Raw genomic sequence first — 24,434 nt, 5'->3', positions numbered from 1 at the left:
ATAGATAAGCCCTCCTTGAACTGGCAGTTAGGCACGCAGTTGCCCGGCGGCGTCGCGTCAGCGGGCGAGGCCAGCGATGGCCGGAACAACATCGGGAGGATCAGGCGATGAGAATGTTGACGGCGATCGGCGGCATCGCTGCAATGGTTGCGCTTCCCAGCGCGGCCGAGGCGGCGACCGCCAAGCGCGGCACGTTCGGGCAAATGGCGGACGGTCGCACCGTCACGTCGGTCACGCTCACCAATGCGCGCGGCGTTTCGGCGACCGTCGTTGCCTATGGCGCAATGCTCCAGTCGCTGGTGATGCCCGATCGCGCCGGCCGCAAGGCGGACGTGATCCTCGGCTATGACAACATGGCCGACTATCTCGCCAAGGGGCAGTATTTCGGCGCGACCGTGGGCCGCTTCGCCAATCGCCTCGCCGAGGGCAGGTTCCGCCTCGACGGGCGCAGCTTCCAGACGCCGGTCAACGACGGCAAGAACGCGCTGCACGGCGGCACCCTCGGCTTCGACAAGCTGCTGTGGGACGTGGTGTCGGTAAAGGACGGCCCCACCGCCTCGGTGACGCTGCGCGCGATCAGCCGCGACGGCGATCAGGGCTATCCCGGCACGATGACCGTCGACGCCACTTATGCGCTCGATGAGCAGAACAACCTGACGATCGAATATGTCGCGAAAACCGATGCGCCGACGATCGCCAACATCACCAACCACGCTTATTGGAACCTCTCTGGCGAGGGCTCCGCGAACGGTGCGATGGGCCACCGCGTCACCATCCCGGCACAGACCTATCTGCCTACCGATGCCGGTGCGATCCCCACGGGCGAGTTCAAGAGCGTGGCGGGCACGGTGTTCGATTTCCGCACGCCCCAGCCGATCGGCGAGCGCGTCCGCGATGCGCGCGACCAGCAGATCGTCTTTGGCCGAGGCTATGACCACAATTGGGTGATCGGCCGCGCCGTGACCCGCGACCAGCATCTGATGGCGAAGGTCTATGATCCAGCATCCGGCCGCGGTTTCGAGCTGTGGTCCAACCAGCCCGGGCTGCAATTCTACTCGGGCAACTTCTTGGACGGTACCACGCACGGCAAGGCCAAGCGCATCTACCGCGAGGGCGACGCGATCGTGATGGAGCCGCAGATCTTCCCGGATTCGCCGAACCAGAAGGGCTTTCCGAACGCCCGACTCGATCCCGGCCAGACCTATCGCAACGTGATGACCTATCGCCTGACCACCGGCCGGGCGGCCGCGCCGAAGAAGCGCTGAATGAACCTGTAGGGGAGCAGACCTGATGATGATCCGCCGCACATTCCTTTCCTCTGGCCTTCTCGCTGGCGCCGCATTGGCGATCGCCGCGACCGTGCCGAGCGCCGAGGCGCGCGACCAATGGACCAAGGCCGAGGCCAATGCCTGGTACGCCCAGCAGCCCTGGATGGTGGGCGCCAATTTCACCCCCGCCACCGCGATCAACCAGCTCGAGATGTTCCAGGCCGAAACCTGGGATCCGACGCGCATCGATCTTGAACTCGGCTGGGCCGAGAAGATCGGCATGAACGTCATGCGCGTGAACCTGCACCACCTGCTGTGGGAAACCGATGCGCCGGGGCTCAAGCGGCGCATGGACGATTTCATGACGATCGCGGCGAAGCACCACATCAAGACGCTGTGGATCTTCTTCGACAGCTGCTGGGATCCCGATCCCAGGGCCGGCCCACAGCATCCGCCGATCCCCGGCGTCCATAACTCGGGTTCCGCGCAGTCGCCTGGTGCGGCACGGCTGAAGGATGCGGCGCAGTACGGGAAGCTCGAAGCCTATGTGAAGGACCTTGTCACCACTTTTGCGAAGGACGAGCGCGTCCTTGGCTGGGACATCTGGAACGAGCCCAACAACGGCGGCGGCGGCAACTACGCGCCAACGCCGGACAAGAACAAGTATGTTGCGTTGCTGCTGCCCCGGATGTTCGCGGCGGCGCGCGCGGCCGATCCGATCCAGCCGCTCACCTCGGGCGTTTGGATCGGCGAGCATTGGGACGATCAGAGCAAGCTGGACGCGGTCGAGAAGATCCAGATCGCCCAGTCCGACGTGCTGAGCTTCCACGATTACAGCTGGCCCGAGACGTTCGAGCGCCGCGCCAACCAGATGCTCAGCTATGGCCGCCCGGTGCTGTGCACCGAATATATGGCGCGCGGCAACGGATCGACCTTCGACGGCACGCTGCCGATCGGCAAGCGCCTGAACATCGGTATGTTCAACTGGGGCTTCGTCGACGGCAAGTCGCAGACCCGGCTGCCCTGGGACAGTTGGAAGAAGCCCTATACCTATGAGGAGCCAACCATCTGGTTCCACGAGGTCTTCCACGGCGACGGCAAGCCCTATCGCCAGGCCGAGGTCGACCTGATCCAGCGGCTGTCGGCCGCACCCAGGGGCGTGGTTCCCGCCGCGCGCTGATCGGCGCGGGCAATGCGCGGGCGGACAGCAGAATCGCCGCGGCGCCCGCCGCCGCCCGACAGGGACGCTACGGCGGGCGCCCGAAGCATTTTCAAGTTGACGGTTTAAGGTCAGCGACTCGGAGGATGCGGCAAGCAAGCATCCGGAGCGTTTTCGCTCATGGGGAAATGCTATCGCCGTCGCACTTCCGCACAATCGATGCGTCTGGTTCGGTCATGGATGTCCGGATCGGTCCAGACGCTTTTGAACGAATACCATCGCAATCATTGCCAGGACGCCGAGCGGGAACCAGATTCCGGGCTTCCCGAAGACGATGCCGATGAACCAGAAGATGGCCAGGGCGGCGAGCGGGGTCAGCTTGTGCATGCGGCCAGAGTAGGTTTCGTACCGCACGAACACAACTTGTTTTGGACCAATGCTTGCTCATGGTCGCGAAGTCTTCTCGCCACTTCGTCGCGCCGAACCGCAAGCCTGGAGTCTTCTTTTGGTGGGCGGGGTCCGCAGTACATTCTGCGGTGCGAGAAAGCCGCCAGTAGCAGCATCGATCTCCGGCAGGCTCCGTAAGGGGACTCCACAATAGCTCGCCTCGCCCTCCCCGCATAACCGTCGCGCCGAGGGGGAGCATCAGGTGCAGCACGGGCGAGCATGCGAAAGCGTCCGGAATCCGATGGTGGCCGGAAGAGGTCGTCGCGCCTCGGCGAGATCGGCCGGACCGGGGCTCGTGCCTGATCTCTCCGCACCGCGAACGACATTCTCCCGGAGGGCCTGACGGGCCAGCCGCGCAGTGGAGCCGAACATGGAAGACGATATTCTCTTACGCAGCGGCGGCTGGTTCGTGATCGCGGTCGTGGCGATCTTCGCTGCCGCGGCCGCGGCCGATACCGCCTTTGCGATCCATATGGGGATCGCGGCCGCGGCGGCGGTGCTGACCGCCTTTGTCTCGCTGCGCGGGATCAGCCTGTTGCCGACGCGATCGGCGGCCGCCCGGGCGGCGGAGCGCTATGACGACGAAGTCATCCGCTGGGGGGTGATCGCCACCGTGTTCTGGGGCGTGGTCGGCTTTCTCGTCGGCATCGTCATCGCTGCGCAGTTAAGCTTCCCCGTGCTCAACCTGCCGACCGAATACACCACGTTCGGGCGGCTGCGGCCGCTCCACACCTCGGCGGTGATCTTCGCGTTCGGGGGCAATGCGCTGATCGCCACAAGCTTCTACGTCGTCCAGCGCACCTGCCGTGCGCGGCTGGCGCTGCCCGGCGTCGCCAAGTTCGTGTTCTGGGGCTATCAGCTGTTCATCGTGCTGGCGGCCACCGGCTATCTCCTCGGCGTTACCGAGGGTCGCGAATATGCCGAGCCCGAATGGTATGTCGACATCTGGCTGACGATCGTCTGGGTCGCCTATCTCGCCGTGTTCGTCGGCACGATCCTCAAGCGGTCCGAGCCGCACATCTATGTTGCCAACTGGTTCTACCTGGGCTTCATCCTCACCGTGGCGATGCTCCACATCGTCAACAACCTGTCGCTGCCGGTCTCCTGGGTGGGTTCCAAATCCTACTCGCTCTTCTCGGGCGTGCAGGACGCGCTGACCCAGTGGTGGTATGGCCACAACGCGGTTGGGTTCTTCCTCACCGCCGGCTTCCTGGGCATGATGTACTACTTCGTGCCGAAGCAGGCGGAACGGCCGATCTACAGCTACCGGCTGTCGATCATCCACTTCTGGTCGCTGATCTTCCTCTACATCTGGGCCGGCCCGCACCACCTTCACTATACCGCGCTGCCCGACTGGGCGCAGACGCTGGGCATGGTGTTCTCGGTGATGCTGTGGATGCCGAGCTGGGGCGGCATGATCAACGGGCTGATGACGCTCAACGGCGCCTGGGACAAGGTCCGCACCGATCCGATCATCCGGATGATGGTGTTCGCGCTCGCCTTCTACGGGATGAGCACCTTCGAAGGCCCGATGATGTCGGTGAAGAGCGTCAATTCGCTGTCGCACTACACCAACTGGACGATCGGCCATGTCCATTCGGGCGCGCTCGGCTGGAACGGCATGATCACCTTCGCCGCGATCTACTACATGACGCCGCGCCTTTGGGGCCGCAGCCGGCTCTATTCGCTGCGCATGGTCAACTGGCACTTCTGGTGCGCGACGCTGGGCATCGTGCTCTACGCCTCCGCGATGTGGGTGGCGGGGATCACCCAGGGCCTGATGTGGCGCGAGTACGGCGACGACGGCTATCTCGTCTACTCGTTCGCCGAAGTCGTGCAGGCGATGCACCCCTATTACGTGATCCGCGTCGGCGGCGGCCTGCTCTACTTCATCGGCGCGCTGTTCATGGTGTGGAACGTCTGGATGACGATCGCCGGCAAGCTGCGCGACGAAGCGCCGATGACCGACACGCCGTTCGATCCGGCTCGCGACCATCCCCTCCCCGCCCGCGCTCCGGCCGCCGAATAAGGAACGCCAACGATGTTCAACTTCGTCCAAGGCCATAAGAAGATCGAGCGTAACGTGACGCTGCTGGCGGCACTCGCGCTGGTTACCGTGGCCATCGGCGGGATCGTCGAGATCGCGCCGCTGTTCTGGATCCAGTCAACCGTCGAGAAGGTGGACGGGGTGCGCCCCTACACCCCGCTCGAGCTGGCCGGCCGCAACATCTATATCCGCGAAGGCTGCTATGGCTGCCACAGCCAGATGATCCGGCCGTTCCGCGACGAGACCGAGCGCTACGGCCATTACAGCCTCGCCGCCGAGAGCATGTTCGATCATCCATTCCAATGGGGATCGGAACGCACCGGGCCGGACTTGGCCCGCGTCGGCAACCGCTATTCGGACGAGTGGCACGTCCAGCACCTCAAGGCGCCCCGCGCCGTGGTGCCGGAATCGATCATGCCGCCCTATGCCTTTCTCGCCCAGCGCGACTTGAAGGCCGAGGACATGGCCGGCCACCTGAAGGCGCTTCGCGCCGAGGGCGTGCCGTATACCGACGACGATATCGCCAAGGCGGTGCAGGACGTTCGGACGCAAGGCTATGGCGACGGCGACACCGCCGATCTCGCCCGCCGCTATCCCGGCGCCCAGTCGCGCGACTTCGACGGCAACCGCGAGCGGCTGACCGAGATGGATGCCGTGGTCGCCTATCTCCAGGGGCTGGGCACCCAGGTCGACTTCGCCAAGGCCGCGGCCCGGGAGAAGACGCAATGAGCTACGACGCGCTCCGCCATTTCGCGGACAGCTGGGGGCTGGTGGTGATGACGCTGGTCTTCGTCACCCTCGCCGCCTGGCCCTTCCTGCCCGGTTCCGCGCGCGGCAACGCCCGCGCCGCCACCAGCATCTTCGAAGACGAGGAACCTATCGATGGCTGAGAACAAGCGCATCGACGAGAAGACCGGCACGAGCACGGTCGGCCACGAATGGGACGGCATCGAGGAACTCGATACGCCGATGCCGCGCTGGTGGCTGTGGACCTTCTACGCCACCATCCTGTTCGCGATCGCCTATTGCGTCGCCTATCCGGCCTGGCCGCTGCTCAGCGGCGCGACGCGGGGCATGCTCGGCTGGTCGAGCCGCGGCGATCTGCAGCAGGAACTGGCCGCCGAACGCGAGCGGCGGGCGCCGACCATGCGCGCGCTTGCCGCAACGCCGATCGAGCGGCTGGCGGACAATCCCAGGCTGCTCGCAGCCGCGGTGGAAGGCGGACGCTCGGTGTTCAAGGTCCATTGCGCCGCCTGCCATGGCGCCGGTGCGGCGGGCAGCAAGGGCTATCCCAACCTTAACGACGACGACTGGCTGTGGGGCGGCGACATCGCCACGATCCAGCAGACGGTCGTCCACGGTATTCGCCAGCCGGACGACGACGCCACCCGCATGTCGCAGATGCCGGCCTTCGGTCGCGACCAGATCCTGAAACCGGCGGAGGTGGACGACGTCGTCTCCTATGTGCGCCTCGTATCGAAGCAGGAGCCGGCAAGCGCGTCGGCAAAGCGCGGCGCCGCGCTGTTCGTCAATAATTGCGCCGTGTGCCATGGCGACAATGCGCGCGGGAACCGCACCTTCGGTGCGCCGAACCTGACCGACCATATCTGGCTCTATGGCGGCGATCGTGTCGCGCTGACGGATAGCGTCGCCAATGCCCATGGCGGCAGCATGCCGGCCTGGGGCAAGCAGCTCGATCCGGTGACGATCAAGATGGTGGCCGCCTATGTCCATTCGCTCGGCGGCGGCGAGCCGAACCCTCCGGCGGCACAGGTGGCCACGGCACCCGTTGCCGCGCCGCCGCGATAAGCATCCGATGAACGCGCCCTCCGGCCTCAGCCCTTCGTCGCACCTGTTCGAGGCGCGGCGAAAGGTGCTGCCGAAAGCAGTGAAGGGGCCGTTTCGCCGCTTCAAATGGGCGGTGATGGCGCTCACCCTGCTGGTCTATTACGTCACCCCTTGGCTGCGCTGGCATCGCGGCGCCTTCGCACCTGATCAGGCGGTACTGGTCGATCTCGCCCATCGCCGCTTCTACTTCTTCTCGATCGAGATCTGGCCGCACGAATTCTATTATGTCGCCGGGCTGCTGGTGATGGCGGCGATCGGGCTGTTCCTCGTCACCTCCGCGGTCGGCCGCGCCTGGTGCGGCTATGCCTGCCCGCAGACAGTGTGGACTGATTTGTTTCAGCACGTCGAGCGGCTGATCGACGGCGATCGCAATGCCCAGATCCGCCTGCTCGCCGCCCCCTGGGGGCCGGGCAAGATCGCCCGCCGCAGCGCCAAGCACGTCAGCTGGATTGCGATCGGCGTGCTGACCGGCGGCGCCTGGATCTTCTACTTCGCTGACGCGCCGACGCTCGCCCGCCAGTTCGTGACCGGGGGGGCGCCATGGGTCGCCTACTCCACCGTCGGCATCCTCGCGGCGACAACCTATGTGCTCGGCGGCCTGCTGCGCGAGCAGGTCTGCCAATTCATGTGCCCCTGGCCGCGCATCCAAACGGCGATGATGGACGAGCGCTCGCTCACCATCACCTACAAGTTCTGGCGCGGCGAACCGCGCAGGCACGGCCTCAAGCGGAGCAAGGCGGCAGGGGCGCAGCAAGTCGCGCCGCTCAGCACCGGCGACTGCATCGATTGCAGCGCCTGCGTCGCGGTATGCCCCACCGGCATCGACATTCGCGAAGGGCCGCAGATCGGCTGCATCACCTGCGGGCTGTGCATCGATGCTTGCGACGACATGATGACCCGCATCGGCCGGGCGCCCAAGCTGATCGCCTATACGACCGAGCTCGACGCCCTCGCCGAACAGGCCGGCCAGGCATCGGCCCCCACGCTGCGCAGACTGCTGCGCGTGCGCACCCTCGTCTATTTCGCCGTCTGGTGCGCGATCGGCCTCGCGATGCTGGCGACGCTCGGCGGCCGGACGCGGCTGGAACTGAGCGTGCTCCAGACGCGGAATCCGCTGTGGGTGCGGCTCAGCGACGGCGCGATCCGCAACGGCTACGAGGTCAAGATCCGCAATCTCGAGGCCCGGCCGCGCGACGTGGAAGTCCGCATCGACGGCGCGCCCGGCGTGCTGTGGACCGAGACGGGCGACCGCGCCCATGCAGGCACCAGCGTGCGCTTCAGCATCGAGGCGGACAAGGTTGCCAAGGAACGGCTGTTCGTCGCCGCGCCCGAAGCCGGCCCGCAGCGCAGCGACCTGCGCTTCACCGTCCGCGCGCTCGATCCGCAGGGCGAGACCGCCACCGCCACCAGCTATTTCGAACGCCCGGAGATGCAGCCATGACACGTTCCTTCACCGGCTGGCACATGTCGGCTATTCTCCTCGCGTTTTTCGCCGTGGTGATCGGCGTCAACCTCGTGATGGCAACGAACGCGGTGCGCACCTTCGGTGGGGTCGTGGTCGACAACAGTTATGTCGCCAGCCAGCGCTTCAATCGCTGGCTGGCCGAAGGCCGCGCGCAAGACGCGGCAGGCTGGCATGCCGATGCTCAGGGCACCGCCGACGGTGCGCTGGTGGTGGCGCTGCGGGATGCGCAGGGCACGATCCGGCACGCCGTTGTTACGGTCAGGGCCGAACATCCGCTGGGCCGCCTGCCCGGCCGCAGTTTCCCGCTTACCGCGCTGGGCGACGGCCGCTACGTCGCGCCGCACGCGCTTGCTGCGGGGCGGTGGCGAATTCGTATCGACGCGCAAACCGGCAGCCGCGTCGCGCGGTTCGTGAAGGACGTACGTCTGTGAACGCCCCCGCCACCCTGCGCCCGGCGGCCGAACTCGCCGGCACGGATCTTGTCGTCGACGGGCTGCGATGCGCCGGTTGCATCGCCAAGCTCGAACAGGGTCTGCTGGCGGTCGACGGCGTGGCCGAAGCGCGCGTCAACTTCACCACCAAGCGGCTGCATGTCGTACACGAACCGGTGCTCGATGCCAACGCGCTGATCGCCGGGATCGGCAGGATCGGCTTCGAAGCCCATCTGCTTGCGGAGACCGGGACGGTGGACCGCGAGAGCAAGCGCGTGGCTCGCGCACTGGCGGTGGCGGCCTTTGCGGCGATGAACGTCATGCTGCTCTCGGTCTCGGTGTGGTCCGGCGCCGATGGTGCCACGCGCGCGCTGTTCCACTGGCTGTCGGCGCTGATCGCGCTGCCCGCCATCGCCTATGCCGGTCGGCCGTTCTTCGAAAGCGCCTGGCGCGCGCTGCGGCAGGGGCGGACCAATATGGACGTGCCGATCAGCATCGGCATCACCCTCACCTGCGCGATGAGCCTGTACGAAACCGCCGTGCAGGGGCCCCACGCCTATTTCGATGGCGCGGTGATGCTGATTGCCTTTTTGCTCGGCGGGCGCCTGCTCGACAGCGTGATGCGCGAACGCGCGCAGGACGGCGTCGCCGCGCTGCTCCGCAAGCTGCCGGACGATGTGCGCGTGCTGGAAGAGGACGGTCAGGTGCGCAGCGTCGCCGTGGCAGCGGTGCGGCCGGGCATGCGCGTGCTGGTTCCAGCGGGCGACCGGATCGGCGTGGACGGAGCGGTCGAGGCCGGGATCAGCGATGTCGATCGCAGCATCGTGACAGGCGAAAGCGCGCCCGAGCCGATCGCCGCCGGCGGTCAGGTGCTGGCCGGCACGATCAACCTCACCTCGCCCCTCACCGTGCGAGTAACAGCTGCGGCCGCCGACACGGTGCTCGCCGATATCGCCCGGCTCATGGAAGCGGCGGGCCAGCACAAGTCGCGCTATGTGCGCATCGCCGATCGCGCATCGCGGCTCTATGCCCCGGCCGTCCACTTGCTCGCAGCGCTGAGCTGTGCCGGATGGTTGCTCGCCGGCGCGGGGTGGCACGAGGCGCTGCTGATCGCAGTCGCCGTGCTGATCATCACCTGCCCCTGCGCGCTCGGGCTGGCGGTGCCGGTGGCGCAGGTCGTCGCGTCGGGGGCGCTGATGCGCCGTGGCGTGCTCGTCCGCGATGGCGCCGCACTCGAAAAGCTGGCGGTGGTCGATACCGTGCTGCTGGACAAGACCGGTACCGTCACATTGGGTCAGCTCACTCCGGTTTCCGGCATCCCCGCGGATACCGAGCAGCGCCGCGTGCTGCTGGCACTCGCGCTGGGTACCCGGCATCCGCACGCCCGTGCCATCGCTCGCGCGCTGGAAGCGGAGGGGGTCGTCCCGGCGCTACTCAGCGAGCTGCGCGAAGTCGTCGGCAGCGGCGTGGAGGGGCTGCTCGATGGCCGCCGTGCCGCGCTGGGCCGGGCAAGCTGGGCGTGCGCCGGCGCGCCGGAGCCCGACGCCGCCGGAACACGCACCGTCTTCGCCTTCGATACGGCACCCGCTGCCGGCATCGTCTTCGCGGATGCCGTTCGCGTTGATGCGAGTGCTGCCGTGCGTCGGCTGAAGACGCTCGGACTCGACGTTCGGTTCGTGTCCGGAGACAGCATCCTGGCCGTGCGGACGCTGGCCGATCGGCTCGGCCTGCCCGCCCGCGCGGAAATGTCGCCGGCCGACAAGCATGATGCGGTGTCGCAGCTCGAAGCCGCCGGCCGGCACGTCCTGATGGTGGGCGACGGCGTCAACGACGGACCTGCGCTCAAATGCGCGTCGGTCGGCATGGCGCCGTCCGCTGCGAGCGATGTGGGCCGTCAGGCCGCTGACATCGTCTTCTTCGGCGATCGGCTGATGCCCGTTCCCGCCGCCATCGTGGCTGCGCGGCGGACGATGCGGGTCGTGCGGCAGAATTTCGTGCTGGCGATCGGCTATAACGTGCTGGCGGTGCCGCTGGCCATCGCCGGCCATGTCACGCCGCTGGTCGCCGCGCTGGCGATGTCGGGCTCGTCGATCCTTGTCGTGGCCAACGCGCTGCGCCTGCGCGGTGCAGCGCGATGAGCATCGTCGCCGTCCTCATTCCCGTTGCGCTGCTGTTGGGGCTTCTGGGCCTGGGCGCCTTCTTCTGGGCGTCTGCCAGCGGCCAGTTCGATGATCTCGACGGCGCCGCGCTGCGGATTCTGATCGACGATGAAGCTAGCCGGCCGGACGACCGGCCATGACGCGCCGGATCGCGTCTGCGGCGGCGATGGCGGCGATGTTGCTGGCAGGCGTGCCGCACGCCAGCGGTGCGGCCGGCCTGGTGCTGACGCAGCGCTTCTGCATGCCCACAGGCAGGTCGATGCCGCTCCCCGGCCGAAAGCCGGACCGCGACTGCATCGACGCCTGCCATGCCTTCTGCAGCCGAAGTTCGCGTGCCGAAAGCGACGACGACAACTGCGATTGACGCTGGAAAGCCTCAGCGTTCCCCGCGTGAACCGCGTCGTCGCAAGAAATATCCTTACTGGCGACCCATCGCTCGAAGATAGACCTCGGTCTTTCTCTACAGCCGGAATCGCGAAAGCCTCCTTGTTGCACAACTACGAAGCTTATGCGCCCGTTCTGCTGCGATGATGTGGCCTCCCCCTGTCGGCAGCGTTGCCTTGTTTTCTGTCGAACGATTGTTGTCTCTATCGCTAACGTTCGGATTATGCGAGGAATCTACAGCAGGGCCAGGCACAGGGGGATCGAGGACCATGGACGAGAACCAATCGTCTGGCGCGTATGGCACGTCCTCCGATGCGTTGTTCGACAGCCTGGCGGCGCCGCTACTGGTGCTTTCTCCCGACGGGACGATTCTGGCCGCCGACGAAGCCCGACTTCACGCCGCCGGCATTGTTCTACGATACGCCATAGGCAAGAATTTTTTTACTCTTTTTCAGAAAGATTCAGATCACAGTTCAGACATTGAACTCCGCAGCCTGAAGGCGTCGCTGGAGCGTGTGCTGCACAGCAAATCCGTTGATAAGATGCCGGCCCAGCGATATCCGGCACCCAACGCTGCCGGACAGGTCGTCGAGCGCTGGTGGCAGGCCGTGAACACGCCGCTGCTTGATGCAGATGGCCGACTGGTGTTCATTGTCCACCATGCCCAAGATGTAACCGAACTGATGGAGATGCGGGGCACGGCCGAAGCGCAGGCGGAAATCGAGCGGAACTACCGCACCATCATCGAACAGCTCCGCGTCGCCGATCGCGCGCTGCGGGAGAGCGAAGATCGGTTGCGCTTCTTCCGCGAGCTGGAGGATCGGCTGTTCGGCTCCGCGCATGCCGCCGATGTGATGCGCACCGCAACTGCCATGCTCGGAACGCGGCTGGGCGCCTCGCGCTGCGCCTATGCCGATGTGGACGAAGATGGCGACCGGTTCTGGATCCGCAACGATTACACCGCGCCGGGGATCGAATCCTCCTCCGGTGCCTATCGGCTGGATCTGTTCGGTGCCCGCGCCGCTTCCGACATGCGCGAGGGTCGCGCGCTCGTCCTGGTCGATGTCGGCGCCGAGCTCACCCCCCTCGCCGGCCGCGACGGTTTCCAGGCGATCGGCATCGCGGCGATCATCTGCTGTCCCCTGATCAAGAACGGCCAGCTCGCCGCGATGATGGCCGTGCATCAGGATACGCCGCGCGTCTGGACGGACGCGGAGATCGCGCTGGTGAAGGAAGCTGCCGAACGCTGCTGGGCGCATGTCGAGCGGGTCGGCGCCGAAGCCAGGCTGCGCGATAGCGAAGAGCGCCTGCGGCTGGCGGTGGACCATGCCGATATCGGCTTCTGGGACGTGGACGTTGTCAACGACGCGCTGATCTGGCCGGCGCGGACCAAGGCGATGTTCGGCATCTTCCCGCATGTGCCGGTGACGATGCAGGATTTCTATGATGGCCTGCATCCGGACGATCGCGAGAAAACCACCGCCGCCTTTGCCGCGGCCGCCGATGCGGCACGGCGTTCACTCTATGACGTCGAATATCGCACCATCGGCAAGGAAGACGGCGTGGTCCGCTGGCTTGCCGCCAAGGGCCGCGGCGTATTCGACCATGAGGGGCGCTGCCTGCGGGTGACCGGCACCGTCGTCGAGATCAGCGCCAGAAAGGCGGCCGAGGAAGCGCTGCGCGAGCTGAACGCCACGCTCGAAGCGCGGGTAACCACGGCGATCGCCGAACGGGAAGAAGCGCAGGCGGCGCTGCGCCAGAGCCAGAAGATGGAGGCCATGGGCCAACTTACCGGTGGCGTTGCCCATGATTTCAACAATCTCCTTACCCCCATCGTCGGCAGCCTGGACATGCTCCAACGCAAGAGCGTGGGAAGCGAGCGCGACCAGCGCCTGATCGCGGCAGCGGTGCAGTCGGCGGAGCGGGCAAAGGTATTGGTCCAGCGCCTGCTCGCCTTCGCCAGGCGACAGCCGCTCCAATCGATCCCCGTCGACATCGCCAAGCTCGTCACCAGCATGGGCGAGCTGGTGTCGAGCACGACCGGCCCGCAAGTACGGGTGATCGTCGACGCCAAGCCGGACCTGCCCCACGCCAAGGCGGATCCGAACCAGCTGGAAATGGCGATCCTCAACCTGTCGGTGAACGCGCGCGACGCCATGCCCCATGGCGGCACCCTGCGCATCTCCGCCTGTGCGGAGCGGATCCGGCCGGGCCACCGGTCCGGCTTGCGCACCGGCCACTATATCTGCGTCTCCGTCGCCGATACCGGCATGGGAATGGATGAAGCCACCCTAGCCCGTGCGGTGGAGCCCTTCTTTTCGACCAAGGGCGTCGGAAAGGGCACCGGCCTCGGCCTGTCGATGGTTCATGGCCTTGTCTCACAGCTCGGCGGAGGCATCACGATCGAAAGCCGGCCAGGACTTGGCACCAATGTCGAGCTTTGGCTGCCGCAAACTCAGATATTCGATCAGGCGCACGAAACCAGCCGAGAGCGGGCGAGCTTTGCCGCCCATGGGACGGTGCTGCTGGTCGACGATGAAGAACTTGTCCGCATGAGCACGGCGGCGATGCTGGGCGAGCTTGGCTATGCGGTGATCGAAGCCGCATCCGGCGAAGAAGCGGCGCAGATCCTGGCCGAGGGCGAACAGGTGGACCTGCTCGTTACCGACCATTTGATGCCGGGCATCAGCGGAACCGAGCTTGCCCTGTCGATGCGGTCGTCGCGACCGGGATTACGCGTGCTGCTGGTATCGGGTTATGCCGACATCGCCGGCGTAGATCCCAGCGTTCCCCGCCTTGCCAAGCCGTTCCGCAAGGACGAACTCGCCCAGGCGATTGCCGGTGTTGCCGGCTAGCGGATCGCGATAACGGTCCGGCGCGCTTGGGGCGATTGGCTGCCGAACGGGCAGCGCGCGCGAGGACGATGGTTCATGCGGTGCCCCCCTCGATCCGGTTCTCGCGTGCATTATCGGCCTGATCGATCAGGCGGAGCAGTTCGTCAAAATCGGACGCATCATCGACCCGGTAGCACCGCATCAGATTGTCTCCAAAGCGGTCGATATCCCGTTGACTGAGAAGGGCCACTGCGACGATGGGTTCCCCCTCCGACATATTGCTAATCCGATCATTCAGCTACGCAGCGCGACAACGCCCACTGGATCGAATGTGTCCGATGAGCGTCGTCGACTTCTTCATGGCGTGCCAATCATAAGCAGCAAAAGCCCCTTCGCCCTGCCTCGTTACCTTCGCCGACGAGAAGGCTTTGCCTCTCCGCAGCATCAATATTCCCCCCTCCCCCCTTGCGGTTCGATTAGCAGTTCCGACATTGTGCAGTGCAGCAAAGTACCGCTGTGTTGTCAGGGCGCTCGCCGTGGCCAGGAGAATGCCGCATGCGAAGCATCAACGATACCATTGACCGGCTTGCCGCGATGCGCGGTGCCGCATCCGGGTTTGGACAATCGGGCTCGGATCGTCTTGAGGACCTGCCGGCATTCGGCAGCAATCCCGGCGCCCTGCGGGCGCGCTGCTATGTTCCCGAGCATCTTTCGCCGAACGCCCCACTGGTGGTGGTGCTGCACGGCTGTACTCAGACGGCAGCCGGCTATGATCATGGATCCGGCTGGTCGCAGCTCGCCGATGCGCATGGTTTCGCGCTGCTTTATCCGGAGCAGCAACGCGCCAACAACGCCAATCTCTGCTTCAACTGGTTTCAGCCTGGCGACATCCGCCGGGATGCCGGCGAAGCGCTGTCGATTCGGCAAATGGTCGCTGCGATGGTGTCGGCGCACGGAATCGATCCGACGCGTATCTTTGTGACCGGCCTTTCGGCAGGCGGCGCGATGACGTCGGTGATGCTGGCGACGTATCCGGAGCTATTCGCCGGCGGAGCGGTGATTGCCGGTCTGCCCTATGGCACGGCGCATTCGGTACCCGAGGCGTTCGATCGAATGCGCGCCCATGGCGGACCGCCGGCGTCGGCGCTCGGCGCGCTGGTGTCGACGGCATCGCCGCATGAAGGGCCATGGCCTGTGCTGTCGGTATGGCATGGCACAGCCGACGCAACCGTCGCTGTCGCCAACGCCGCGCTGGTGGTGGAGCAGTGGCGCGAGCTGCACGGCGTATCGCGCGAAGCCACGCAGGTCGAACAGGGTGCCGGCTATCGCCGCGCACTGTGGCACGATGCTAAAGGCCGCGCAGTGATCGAGGAATATCGCATCGACGGAATGGCCCACGGCACGCCGCTCGCCACTACCGGCGCGGAAGCGTGCGGCGCCGCCGGCCCGTTCCTGCTCGAAGCGGGGATTTCGTCGACGCGTCGGATTGCGCAATTTTGGGGAATCGCCGACCCCACACAAGGTGCGCAACGGGCCCAGCCACAGCTGGATCCCCTCCCCGCACCTTCGGCGCCACGCCGGCCGACCGCTCAACCGACACCGCGTGTCGATTCGCCTTCGAACCGCGCACCGGCAAAGGACCGGATCGGGCGCGTCATCGAAGATGCGCTCCGTGCCGCCGGGCTCATGCGCTAGCGGTTGTCGCGGAAGCCCCGTGCGTCATCCAAAGGTGGGGGCAGTTCGGAGACGGTGACCTCCACCGTAAGCCCGAGAAAGGCGCCGGCCGGGCCAACATAGCGGCCGTCCACCGGGCTAAGTTGCGTGATGCTGCGCCCGACGGCAACGGGCACCAGTTGCGCCTCACCCATCCGCCCGTTGGCGGGATCGAACGCAATCCATCCCGCGCAGGGCAGATAGACTTCGGCCCAGGCATGGGTGGCACCGTGCTGACCTTGTGGCGCACCGGCGATCGGCGGATCGAACAGATATCCGGATACGGCACGCGCGCCGAAGCCAAGGTGGCGCACCGCTTCGATGAACAACATGGCTAGATCACGGCAGGAACCTGAGCCCAGATCTAGCGTCCGGTGCGGCGACTGCGTCCCGACTTCGTCGCGCGCCACATAGATCATGCCCATGCGCGTGGCCGCGTTCACATCCTGCAGCAGCGACAGGGTGTCGGTGTCGGCCCCCAGCACCTGCGCACGTGCCCAGGCGGCAAGCCGGCCGCCCGGATCGTCATGCTCCGGAACAAGCAAGGCGCCCAGATCGGTTCGCTCGTCGTCCGAATAGTCGAACGGATAGCGATGCGCATGCGGTGCAATGCTGAACAAGGGAAAAGCGGCCGCAGCCTGCTCCACCGTCAAGCGGTTGGTAATCGTCAGCCGGTCTGTCGGCGCCGCGAAGCTGGCCGTTGCGATCAGGTTGCCGAACACGTCCTGCGTCCACGCGAACGCGGGGGCAGGATCGCAATGCAGATCCGCCGCGAGCAGGCGAAGCGCCGACGATCCGCGTGGGCGGAGCATCATCCGATGCGCCGAAAGCGCCACCGGCTGCCGATAGGCATAGCGGGTGACATGCACGATCTCGAGACGCATTCGCTCCGCTTCTCCGCTATCCGCAACGCCATCAGGCGCGGTCGGCATGTCCGCGATCAGGATTTTCGCTCAAACCGCGAAGCGCGGCGGACGGCGGCTCGATTGGCAGCATCGGGGCAGCGGCGAATGCTTGGGTGCGCAGCCTTCGGTCTTCGCGGATATCGGCGGCGGCGCCTTCCTTGGCCCAGGCGGCCGCGGCCGCACTGGCAATCAGGCGAACATTGTCGAGCGTAGCACCGCGGGCGACGGCGTCATGATGCGCCGCGCGGGCGCGGCAAAGATCGGCAGAGGGCTGCATGGAAGAACCTTTCGACGGAAGGGAAATGATCAGCCGCGCTTGGCGGTGGGCTGTCCTGCGGGCGTGCCCTTCAACGATGGGTTCGACGCATTCTGTTTCGGCGGTTCCGGCTTCTTCGGTTTGCGTGTCTCGCGATTGCCGCGCTGCTGTCCTTTGGCCATGATTCTACTTCCAGAAAATGAGGGTCGCGACGACGCGGGCTCGCCGGTGGCAAAGCCTGCGCGTGGGGCGGTCATGGCGGAGGATCAACATGCTAATCTCCGCGTCAGAGCGGGAGCATGAACAACTCTCAGTCGCGGCCAGGCTCGAGAACGACAGCGCGATATAGTCTATATGGGGATGATGCCGCCACCGCGCCAGTATCCATCGGCGCGCGCGCGTAGCGCGGGATCAGAACACGCCCCATTCCCAAAGGCCCGCATCCTGCGGAACGCGCAACCGCAGGAACCGGACGCGCGCGGGATGCGCAAGGCTGATGGGCGATCCGCTTGCCGCCGCACGCCGGGCGAGCAGCCGCCAGTTCCGTCCGTCCGCAGAGCCCTCCACCGTAAGATCATAGGCCCGCTGGGCATATTCCATTCGGAGACGGGTCTCACGCACTGCCTGCACGCGACCGAGATCCGCCGTCAGCACGGGATCGGTGCCCGCCGCAGGCCGCCACTGCGTCGCGTAATTGTCGTCTGCGGCACGATCGGCGGCATAGGCCGGGCCGGCGGCGGCGCCGCTGAGCCGAAGCGCGATGCCGCGCGTGCGACGCGGGGCGAAGCCGGCCACCGCCCTGCCATGGCTGGGCGTAACGCGGGCGATCGTGCCGTCGCCGCGGATCGTCAGGGGATCGACCGCAATCTGCCGCAACGTCGCATCCTCCCCCACGCGTGGCCAGGGCAGCGATTGGCGGTGATACAGGATGTAGGGTTGCGCACCGACGCGGAAGATCGCGTGATGCCCTGGGCTGATCACGTGCCGCCCGCGGTCGGTGGAGAGGATGGGGCTGTCGGGGCCTTCGCGAAACGGCCCGAACGGCGTCTCGCCGATGGCGTAGCGGACCTTATAGCTGTCCTCGGTCGTCTTGCCGTCGCTATAGGTCAGCACATAGTGGCTGCCCGCCTTCACCAAGAACGGACCCTCGAAATAATTGGCCGGCGTGACGTCGCGCGGAACGCCGTCGAAGGTCACCATGTCCGGCTTCAGCTTGACGACGAAGCAGTGCCCGTTGACCCAGTTGAGGCCGGAGCCCCAGTACAGATAGGCGGTGCCATCGTCGTCGATAAAGGCTTCGGCGTCGATCATGTGATAGGCGGGCGCGAAGCTCTTGGCGATCAGCGGCTTGCCGCCATTGGCATCGGCCCAGGGCCCGGCGGGGGACGGCGCGCTGCCCACCCACACTTCGGATCCCACCGACACATACATGTACCAGCGGCCGTTGGCCGCCTTCACCACCGAAGGCGCCCACACTTTGGAATCGCCCGAACTCGGGCTCGTCGCCGCCGCCTTGGTGGGCCAGGCAGGGGTGGAGAAGGTCCAATCGCGACCGTTGACGGAAGTCCACATCCCCAGCCGGTCGTCGCCCCAAGGGTCGATTGTGGCGTAGAGATACCAGGTGCCGCCGTCGCGCACGATCGAGGGATCGGCGAAATAGCCGGGGATCAGCGGATTGCTGTCCCCCGGCGTCTCCCAGCTCGGCGCCGGTGCGTCGGCGGCGGCGAGCAAGCCCGCCGCCGCCACCAGAGCCAGTCGCGTCCTCACTTGATGTCGAGCATCACGATCGCCTTGGCCGGCACCTGCACGGTCAGCGTGCCGGCGGACAGGCTGGCGCCGTTGAACGCCACCGGCTTGACGGCGTCCGGTGCGGCGAAGTCGTTATGCGCGTCCATCTTGTCGCCGGTGAGGATCCGCCCGGAGACCTGGCTCCCCGTCACGCCGTCCAGCTTGACGCTGACGCTGGACGGACGGTTCGGATCGACGTTGACCAGGCCGATATGCACGACACCATCGGTGCCGCGCACCGCACTGGCGCTCACCGCGCGCATTGTCCACTGATCGTTGTTGTACCAGCGCGAGGTGACGTCTACCGGCAGGACGGTCGCGTCCTGATAGTCCTTGTACATGTCGAACACCCAGTAAGTGGGCGTCTTCACCATCTTGGCACCGTCGGTCAGCAGCATCGCCTGCAGTACGTTGACCATCTGCGCGATGTTCGCACCGCGCACGCGATCGGCATGGCGGGCGAAGATGTTGAAGTTCAGCGCGGCGACAACTGCGTCGCGCAAGCTATTCTGCTGATAGAGAAAACCCGGATTGGTGCCCGGTTCGACATCGTACCAGGTGCCCCATTCGTCGACAAGCAGCGCGACCCGCTTCTTCGGATCGTACTTGTCCATTATCTTACCGTGCTCAGTGAGCAACTCTTCCATCTTCAGCGTCTTGGAAAGGGTGCGCGCCCAGCTCTCCTCGTCGAAGCCGGTGGCGGCCCCCTTCTTGCTCCAAGGACCAGGCACCGTGTAATAATGTACGCCGATGCCGTCGATCTTGTCGCCGGCCTTGCGCATCATCACTTCCGTCCAATTGTAATCGAACGAATTGGCACCGCTGGCGATCTTCATCAGCTTCTCGCCCGCCGGCACTTTCAAGAAAGTCGCGTAGCGGCGTGTAACGTCGGCCGCATATTCCGGCAGCATGTCGCCACCGCAACCCCAAAGCTCGTTACCGATGCCGAACAGCGGCAGCTTCCACGGCTTGTCACGACCATTGGCACGGCGCTGGTTTGCAATCGTGGATTTTGTCGGCGAGGTGATGTATTCGACCCACTCCGCCATCTCGCTGGGGGGGGCGGTACCGACATTGCCCGAGACATAGGCTTCGGCGCCAACGATCTCGGTGAAGTCCATGAATTCGTTGGTGCCGACGGCATTGTCTTCAGTCACGCCACCCCAGTTGGTGTTGACCTTCACCGGGCGCTTGGCGCGCGGGCCGATCCCTTCCCGCCAATGATATTCGTCGGCGAAGCAGCCGCCCGGCCAGCGGATCAGCGGCACGCGAATCTCCTTCAGCGCGTCGATCACATCGCGGCGAAAGCCCTTCACATTGGGGATCTTGCTTTCGGTGCCGACCCACATGCCACCATAAATGCCGGTGCCCAGATGTTCGGCAAACTGGCCGAACATGCGGCGATCATATTTCGGACCGGGCTGGTCGCCATGCACCGTCACGGCGTCGCCGCCGGTTTGTGCCATCGCTGGCAGGGCGGCGAGCAGCGCGATCGCGCTGATGAAGCTACGCATCATTCTTTCTCCGTCGCGCGCGCCGGGCGCGCCTTGGCTGGGGTTGTGCCTTGGCCCGAAAAGGGGGTCAGGCGGAAACGTATCGAAATGGGCTCCAATTTAGTGCGATATTCGGGAAGCGGCTTGCCGAACGCACTCCACTGGGTGTCGCCGCCGACGCCCCATTGCGCGACATCGATCAGCAACGCGCCCTGAGCTTTGGGAACAACATCGGTGCTCTTCCAAGTGCCGGGCGTGTGTCGATCCAGATCGGTATAGGGGAAGGCGAGCGCGTTCATCATCAGCGGCGTGTCGCCCTGCACCCGCAGACCAGCCCCGGCGCCGGACAGCTCCATCCACCGGACGTCGAGCTTGTTGCCGGTTTCCTGGGGGCGAAGATAATCGTGAACCTGATCGACAATCGCGCCTCGCCAAAGGCCGATCGCGGCCGACGTCTTGCGATCGACATAGCTTTCATGCGGGCCGCGACCGTACCATTCCACCGTCTTCAGGCTGCCCGGCGTGGTAAAGGCCAGGCCGATGCGGAACGGCGGCGGCAATTGCTTCGAAACCGGCTCGAACCGCCCGTCGACGGCGACCGAGCCGTCGCCGGCCATGCGATACACGCTGGTGAAGCGAACCGCGCCAGCGCCCATAGTGTAGGCGGCGCGCACCTCCGCGCCGTCCTCGCCCAGATCCTGCACCTGAACAGATTCCAGGCTGCGCGTCTCGCTCATCTGTTTCCAGACGGCGAGCTGCTTGTCTGTGCCGATGCCGATGTCGTTGTCCGTCACCGCCCGCCAAAAATGCGGCGTGCCACCGCTGAGCAGCGTCTTGCCCTTGGCGGCATAGCGATTCACCAGGCCGGTCGCGCGGTCCACCACCAGCGTTGCGCCGGCGGCGGAAAGGGTGATCGCCCCCTGCCCGTCCCGCATCGTCACACGGCCCTTGGGAGACGTGCCCTCGGCGGCGCGATAGGCCGGATCGAGCGCGAACTGCTCCCATCCGGTCACTGCGCCCGCGGGCACCAGCGGCACCGCGTCGGCCTTGGCCCTGGCGCGTATCGTCACGAAATACTCCGCGTCCGGCTTGCGGGTCAGCCCGGCGAGCGGCAGCGCGATCTTGCCCGCGCCATGCGCCGCCACTTCGGGTGTCGCCAGCGCGCCATTCGCCACCGCGACGCCGTTCTCCTGCACCTCCCATTCGAAGGTGAATCCGGAAAGGTCGCGGAAGTCATGGCGGTTCCGCACCGTTACCTGACCGGTCGCCGGATCGAACCCGTCGAATTGAATCGGGGCATAGACCTTGCGCAGCTCGTAGAGATGCGGATTGGGCGTGCGATCGGCCTGGAGGAGTCCGTCTCCAAACTCTATGTCGCCCCCGGGGTTCGGGCCATATTCGCTGCCATCGCCCCAATAACGGCGGCCGTCCTTGGTAGTGCGATACATGGACTGGTCCACCCAGTCCCACACGAACCCGCCCTGCAGCTTGTGCGGATGGGCGTAGATCGTGTCCCAATATTCCTTCAGATTGCCCCCGGAATTGCCCATCACATGGGCATATTCGCATTGAATCACCGGCTGCCTGAAGTTCCAGTTGGTGGCGTAATCCGCCAGCTTCACCGCGGGATCATACATCGGCGCGTAGATGTCGGCATACCAGTTCGGACGATGATCCTGAATCCCGTCCCAGGTGCCCCAGCCCAGATAGGAGATCAGCCGTCCCGGATCGACCGCGCGTGCCGCCGCCGCCGCCGCTTCGAAGTTCGGGCCGATGCCCGCCTCGTTGCCCAAGGACCAGAAGATCACCGACGGATGGTTCTTGTCGCGCTGGACCATGTTGACGACGCGGGAGACGTGCGCGTCCTTCCACGCCGGATCGAAACCGATCTGCAATTCTGCCCGCCGTTCGCCATGCCGATTGGCATAGTCCATATAGGCATGACTCTCGATATTGGCCTCGTCCATCACATAGAGGCCGTAGCGATCGGCCAACTCGTACAGATACGGGTCGTTCGGATAGTGCGAGGTGCGGATCGCGTTGATGTTCGCGCGCTTCATCAGTTGGATATCGCGTTCCATCGACGCGCGACTGATGACGTGGAACGTCTCCGGATCATGCTCGTGGCGATTGACGCCGCGGATGGTGATGGGCTTGCCGTTGACGCTGACCAAGCCGTCCTTGATCTCCACGGTGCGAAAGCCGATCCGCTGCGGCGTCGCCTGCACGACCTTGCCATCGGCATCGACCAGTTCGACGAGCAGCGTATAGAGATTGGGCGTTTCCGCCGTCCAGGGCCGTACACCGGGAACGTCGGCGGCGAGCGTCACCTTCTGTGCCGGGCCTGCGGCAAGTTCTACCTCGCGCACCAGCAGCGTCTGGGTGCCGTCGAGCAGCGTCATCCGGGCGGTGAGCGGCGCGATGCGATCGGTGAGCGCCAGATCGGCGGAAAGCTTGCCATCCTTGTACGCGCCATCCAGGCCGGCATGGACGAACAGGTCCGCCATCCGCACCTTGGGAACCGCCGCAAGATAGACCGAGCGCTCGATGCCCGAGACGCGCCAGAAATCCTGGTCCTCCAGGTAGGAGCCGTCCGACCAGCGATGGATCTGGATCGCGACGGTGTTGCGCCCGGCATGGACCAGCTTGGTCACGTCGAATTCGGACGGAAGCTTTGAATCCTCCGAATAGCCGGCTTCGACGCCGTTCACCCACACGCGGTAGGCCGAACCGGCCGCGCCGATATGCAGGATGACATCCTGTCCGGACCAGTTCGCCGGCAACTGCACGTCGCGACGATAGGAGCCCACGGGGTTGGTTGCATGGGGGATCAGCGGACGGTTAGCCGGGAACGGATAGGTGATGTTGTTGTACCGGGCCTGATCGAAGCCTTCGGTCTGCCAATCGGCGGGCACCTTGATGCTCTTCCATTTGGCGATGTCATAGTCCGGCTTTTCGAACCCGTCCGGCACCGCATCTGACGATGGCGAGAAGTGAAAGCGCCATTGCCCGTCGAGTGTCATATAACGGCTCGATTTGGCGGGATCGCCCACCAGCGCCGCGGCGCGGCTCTCATACGCGAAATGCGTGGCGTTTGCCGGCATCTTGCCACGTGCGAACACCGCCGGATTTTCCCAATCCGGACGGCGCGGATCGACCTGGACCGGCTGGACCTGCGGCGCGTCGCCGATCTTCGGCCCATCCTGCGCCATGCCCATGCCGGAGGCGAGCGCAACCACGCCTGCCGCTGCCAGCCACCCGACCTTGTTCACGCTGATTTCTCCCGAAAAGGCGTGTTGCAGATTCGGCCGACTTGGATCACGTTTGTCGCAGAGATGCGGTTCGTTCCCGCGCGCATTCCCCCTCCCCGTGTCGACCGGCCATGAACTGACGCCGATTTTGTCGGACATAATAGGGGCGGAGGCTTGTTAGGCAAGCACGTTCCGAAGCACATGCTGTTATTTTTTGTGGCCACAGCGATAGCCGCGCCGCACAACGGCAAGCACTACAAGGGATGAGGCTTTGGTTCGGCAGGCGAAACGCAACCCGGCACATCGATCGCTCGCGCGCGAGCTAGGCGTGGCAATCCTCACGGGGCGCTATCTGCCTGGCGCGGTCCTGCCCGGCGAGCTGGAGTTCGCCGAATCGCGGAACGTATCCCGCAGCGTGGTGCGCGAAGCGTTGCGGACGTTGGCCGCCAAGGGTCTGATCGACAGTCGCCCCAAGGCCGGTACCCGCGTTCGCGCTCGCGCCGATTGGAACCTGCTCGACCCCGATCTGCTCGCCTGGATGTTCGAAGGCGAGCCGCCGATGGGATTTGTCGACAGCCTGTTCCAGCTGCGCATGATCGTGGAGCCCGCCGCGGCGGAAATGGCAGCGCGCCTGCGCACCACGCGGCATATCGCCCGGTTGGGCCACGCGCTGGAAGTGATGGAAGAAGAAGGGCTGTCGAGTGCGGAGGGCCAAGCCGCCGACCAGCAGTTTCACAACATCATCCTGGAAGCGACCGCCAACGACCTGTTGATCAGCCTGTCCGGCAGCATCGGCGCCGCGGTGCGCTCCACGACTCTGTTCAAGCACCGCAAGGCCAAGCAGTTGCGCGACTCCATCCCGCTGCACCGGGATCTGTTCTCCGCCATCACCGATGGCGATCCGGTCGCCGCCCGCGCTGCGACCATCACGCTGATTCTACAGGCACAGGAAGATATCGAAACCTCGCTCCAAGGCTGATCCCGGC

Annotated in this window: 20 protein-coding genes; 14 read left to right on the top strand and 6 right to left on the bottom strand. The window is 65.6% G+C overall.

The annotated features are described in order from the left end of the window. The first annotated feature begins 113 nt into the window (after window positions 1–113). Both ACNFJ7_RS02665 and ACNFJ7_RS02660 read left to right on the top strand, forming a co-directional pair. Window positions 114–1,265, top strand: a complete 1,152-nt coding sequence (locus ACNFJ7_RS02665) for an aldose epimerase family protein (protein ID WP_019370591.1) — start codon at window positions 114–116, stop codon at window positions 1,263–1,265. Window positions 1,266–1,293: 28 nt separating this feature from the next. Next, window positions 1,294–2,448 carry a cellulase family glycosylhydrolase gene (locus ACNFJ7_RS02660; RefSeq protein ID WP_026009323.1) on the top strand — a complete coding sequence of 385 codons (1,155 nt, stop codon included), beginning with the start codon at window positions 1,294–1,296 and terminating at the stop codon, window positions 2,446–2,448. Between the two features lie 213 nt (window positions 2,449–2,661). Here the strand turns inward: ACNFJ7_RS02660 and ACNFJ7_RS02655 are convergent, their stop codons facing one another. Beyond that, entirely contained in the window at window positions 2,662–2,814 is a 153-nt protein-coding gene (locus ACNFJ7_RS02655) for a hypothetical protein (protein WP_156804372.1), read from the bottom strand. Window positions 2,815–3,244: 430 nt separating this feature from the next. Here ACNFJ7_RS02655 and ccoN point away from each other — a divergent pair, with 430 nt between their 5' ends. From ccoN to ACNFJ7_RS02600, 11 genes are all read left to right on the top strand, one after another. After that, a complete protein-coding gene (gene ccoN, locus ACNFJ7_RS02650; RefSeq protein WP_037513964.1) occupies window positions 3,245–4,903 on the top strand; it encodes a cytochrome-c oxidase, cbb3-type subunit I in 1,659 nt (552 codons plus the stop codon). A gap of 12 nt (window positions 4,904–4,915) precedes the next feature. Next, window positions 4,916–5,650, top strand: coding sequence for a cytochrome-c oxidase, cbb3-type subunit II (gene ccoO, locus ACNFJ7_RS02645; protein ID WP_019370587.1), 735 nt, complete (start codon window positions 4,916–4,918; stop codon window positions 5,648–5,650). Further along, window positions 5,647–5,811 carry a cbb3-type cytochrome c oxidase subunit 3 gene (locus ACNFJ7_RS02640; RefSeq protein WP_019370586.1) on the top strand — a complete coding sequence of 55 codons (165 nt, stop codon included), beginning with the start codon at window positions 5,647–5,649 and terminating at the stop codon, window positions 5,809–5,811. Before ccoO ends, ACNFJ7_RS02640 begins: the two co-directional genes overlap by 4 nt. After that, window positions 5,804–6,730 (top strand): cytochrome-c oxidase, cbb3-type subunit III, encoded by a 927-nt coding sequence (ccoP, locus tag ACNFJ7_RS02635; protein ID WP_019370585.1) that lies wholly within the window; start codon window positions 5,804–5,806, stop codon window positions 6,728–6,730. The genes ACNFJ7_RS02640 and ccoP overlap by 8 nt, the downstream gene beginning before the upstream one ends. Before the next feature lie 7 nt (window positions 6,731–6,737). After that, entirely contained in the window at window positions 6,738–8,210 is a 1,473-nt protein-coding gene (ccoG, locus tag ACNFJ7_RS02630) for a cytochrome c oxidase accessory protein CcoG (protein ID WP_026009322.1), read from the top strand. Continuing rightward, window positions 8,207–8,665: a FixH family protein gene (locus ACNFJ7_RS02625; RefSeq protein ID WP_019370583.1), complete on the top strand. Its 459-nt coding sequence runs from the start codon at window positions 8,207–8,209 to the stop codon at window positions 8,663–8,665. The genes ccoG and ACNFJ7_RS02625 overlap by 4 nt, the downstream gene beginning before the upstream one ends. Next, on the top strand, window positions 8,662–10,803 hold the full coding sequence (locus ACNFJ7_RS02620; RefSeq protein WP_019370582.1) for a heavy metal translocating P-type ATPase: 2,142 nt from the start codon (window positions 8,662–8,664) through the stop codon (window positions 10,801–10,803). The genes ACNFJ7_RS02625 and ACNFJ7_RS02620 overlap by 4 nt, the downstream gene beginning before the upstream one ends. After that, window positions 10,800–10,964: a cbb3-type cytochrome oxidase assembly protein CcoS gene (ccoS, locus tag ACNFJ7_RS02615; RefSeq protein ID WP_019370581.1), complete on the top strand. Its 165-nt coding sequence runs from the start codon at window positions 10,800–10,802 to the stop codon at window positions 10,962–10,964. The genes ACNFJ7_RS02620 and ccoS overlap by 4 nt, the downstream gene beginning before the upstream one ends. Then, entirely contained in the window at window positions 10,961–11,188 is a 228-nt protein-coding gene (locus ACNFJ7_RS02610) for a hypothetical protein (protein WP_019370580.1), read from the top strand. Before ccoS ends, ACNFJ7_RS02610 begins: the two co-directional genes overlap by 4 nt. 163 nt (window positions 11,189–11,351) lie before the next feature. Further along, window positions 11,352–14,063, top strand: a complete 2,712-nt coding sequence (locus tag ACNFJ7_RS02605) for an ATP-binding protein (RefSeq protein ID WP_082664455.1) — start codon at window positions 11,352–11,354, stop codon at window positions 14,061–14,063. Window positions 14,064–14,597: 534 nt separating this feature from the next. Beyond that, a complete protein-coding gene (locus ACNFJ7_RS02600; protein ID WP_019370577.1) occupies window positions 14,598–15,737 on the top strand; it encodes an alpha/beta hydrolase family esterase in 1,140 nt (379 codons plus the stop codon). Here ACNFJ7_RS02600 and ACNFJ7_RS02595 read toward each other — a convergent pair. From ACNFJ7_RS02595 to ACNFJ7_RS02575, 5 genes are all read right to left on the bottom strand, one after another. Further along, entirely contained in the window at window positions 15,734–16,639 is a 906-nt protein-coding gene (locus tag ACNFJ7_RS02595) for a transglutaminase family protein (protein ID WP_037513961.1), read from the bottom strand. The two genes, ACNFJ7_RS02600 and ACNFJ7_RS02595, sit on opposite strands and share 4 nt — an antisense overlap. Window positions 16,640–16,670: 31 nt before the next feature. Further along, complete coding sequence (locus ACNFJ7_RS02590; protein ID WP_019370575.1) at window positions 16,671–16,937, bottom strand: hypothetical protein; 267 nt, start codon at window positions 16,935–16,937, stop codon at window positions 16,671–16,673. Window positions 16,938–17,327: 390 nt separating this feature from the next. Beyond that, window positions 17,328–18,683: a family 43 glycosylhydrolase gene (locus tag ACNFJ7_RS02585; RefSeq protein WP_026009320.1), complete on the bottom strand. Its 1,356-nt coding sequence runs from the start codon at window positions 18,681–18,683 to the stop codon at window positions 17,328–17,330. Beyond that, window positions 18,680–20,218, bottom strand: a complete 1,539-nt coding sequence (locus tag ACNFJ7_RS02580) for an alpha-N-arabinofuranosidase (RefSeq protein ID WP_019370572.1) — start codon at window positions 20,216–20,218, stop codon at window positions 18,680–18,682. The genes ACNFJ7_RS02585 and ACNFJ7_RS02580 overlap by 4 nt, the downstream gene beginning before the upstream one ends. Next, window positions 20,218–23,469, bottom strand: coding sequence for a glycoside hydrolase family 2 TIM barrel-domain containing protein (locus ACNFJ7_RS02575; RefSeq protein ID WP_019370571.1), 3,252 nt, complete (start codon window positions 23,467–23,469; stop codon window positions 20,218–20,220). Before ACNFJ7_RS02575 ends, ACNFJ7_RS02580 begins: the two co-directional genes overlap by 1 nt. Window positions 23,470–23,719: 250 nt before the next feature. On the opposite strand from ACNFJ7_RS02575, the gene ACNFJ7_RS02570 reads away from it, so the two are divergent. Next, window positions 23,720–24,427 carry a FadR/GntR family transcriptional regulator gene (locus tag ACNFJ7_RS02570; protein ID WP_019370570.1) on the top strand — a complete coding sequence of 236 codons (708 nt, stop codon included), beginning with the start codon at window positions 23,720–23,722 and terminating at the stop codon, window positions 24,425–24,427. The last annotated feature ends 7 nt before the right edge of the window (window positions 24,428–24,434 follow it).

This window comes from Sphingomonas sp. HT-1 (genome assembly GCF_048568905.1).
GTDB lineage: Bacteria > Pseudomonadota > Alphaproteobacteria > Sphingomonadales > Sphingomonadaceae > Sphingomonas.
This window is presented reverse-complemented; position numbering and strand designations above follow the sequence as displayed.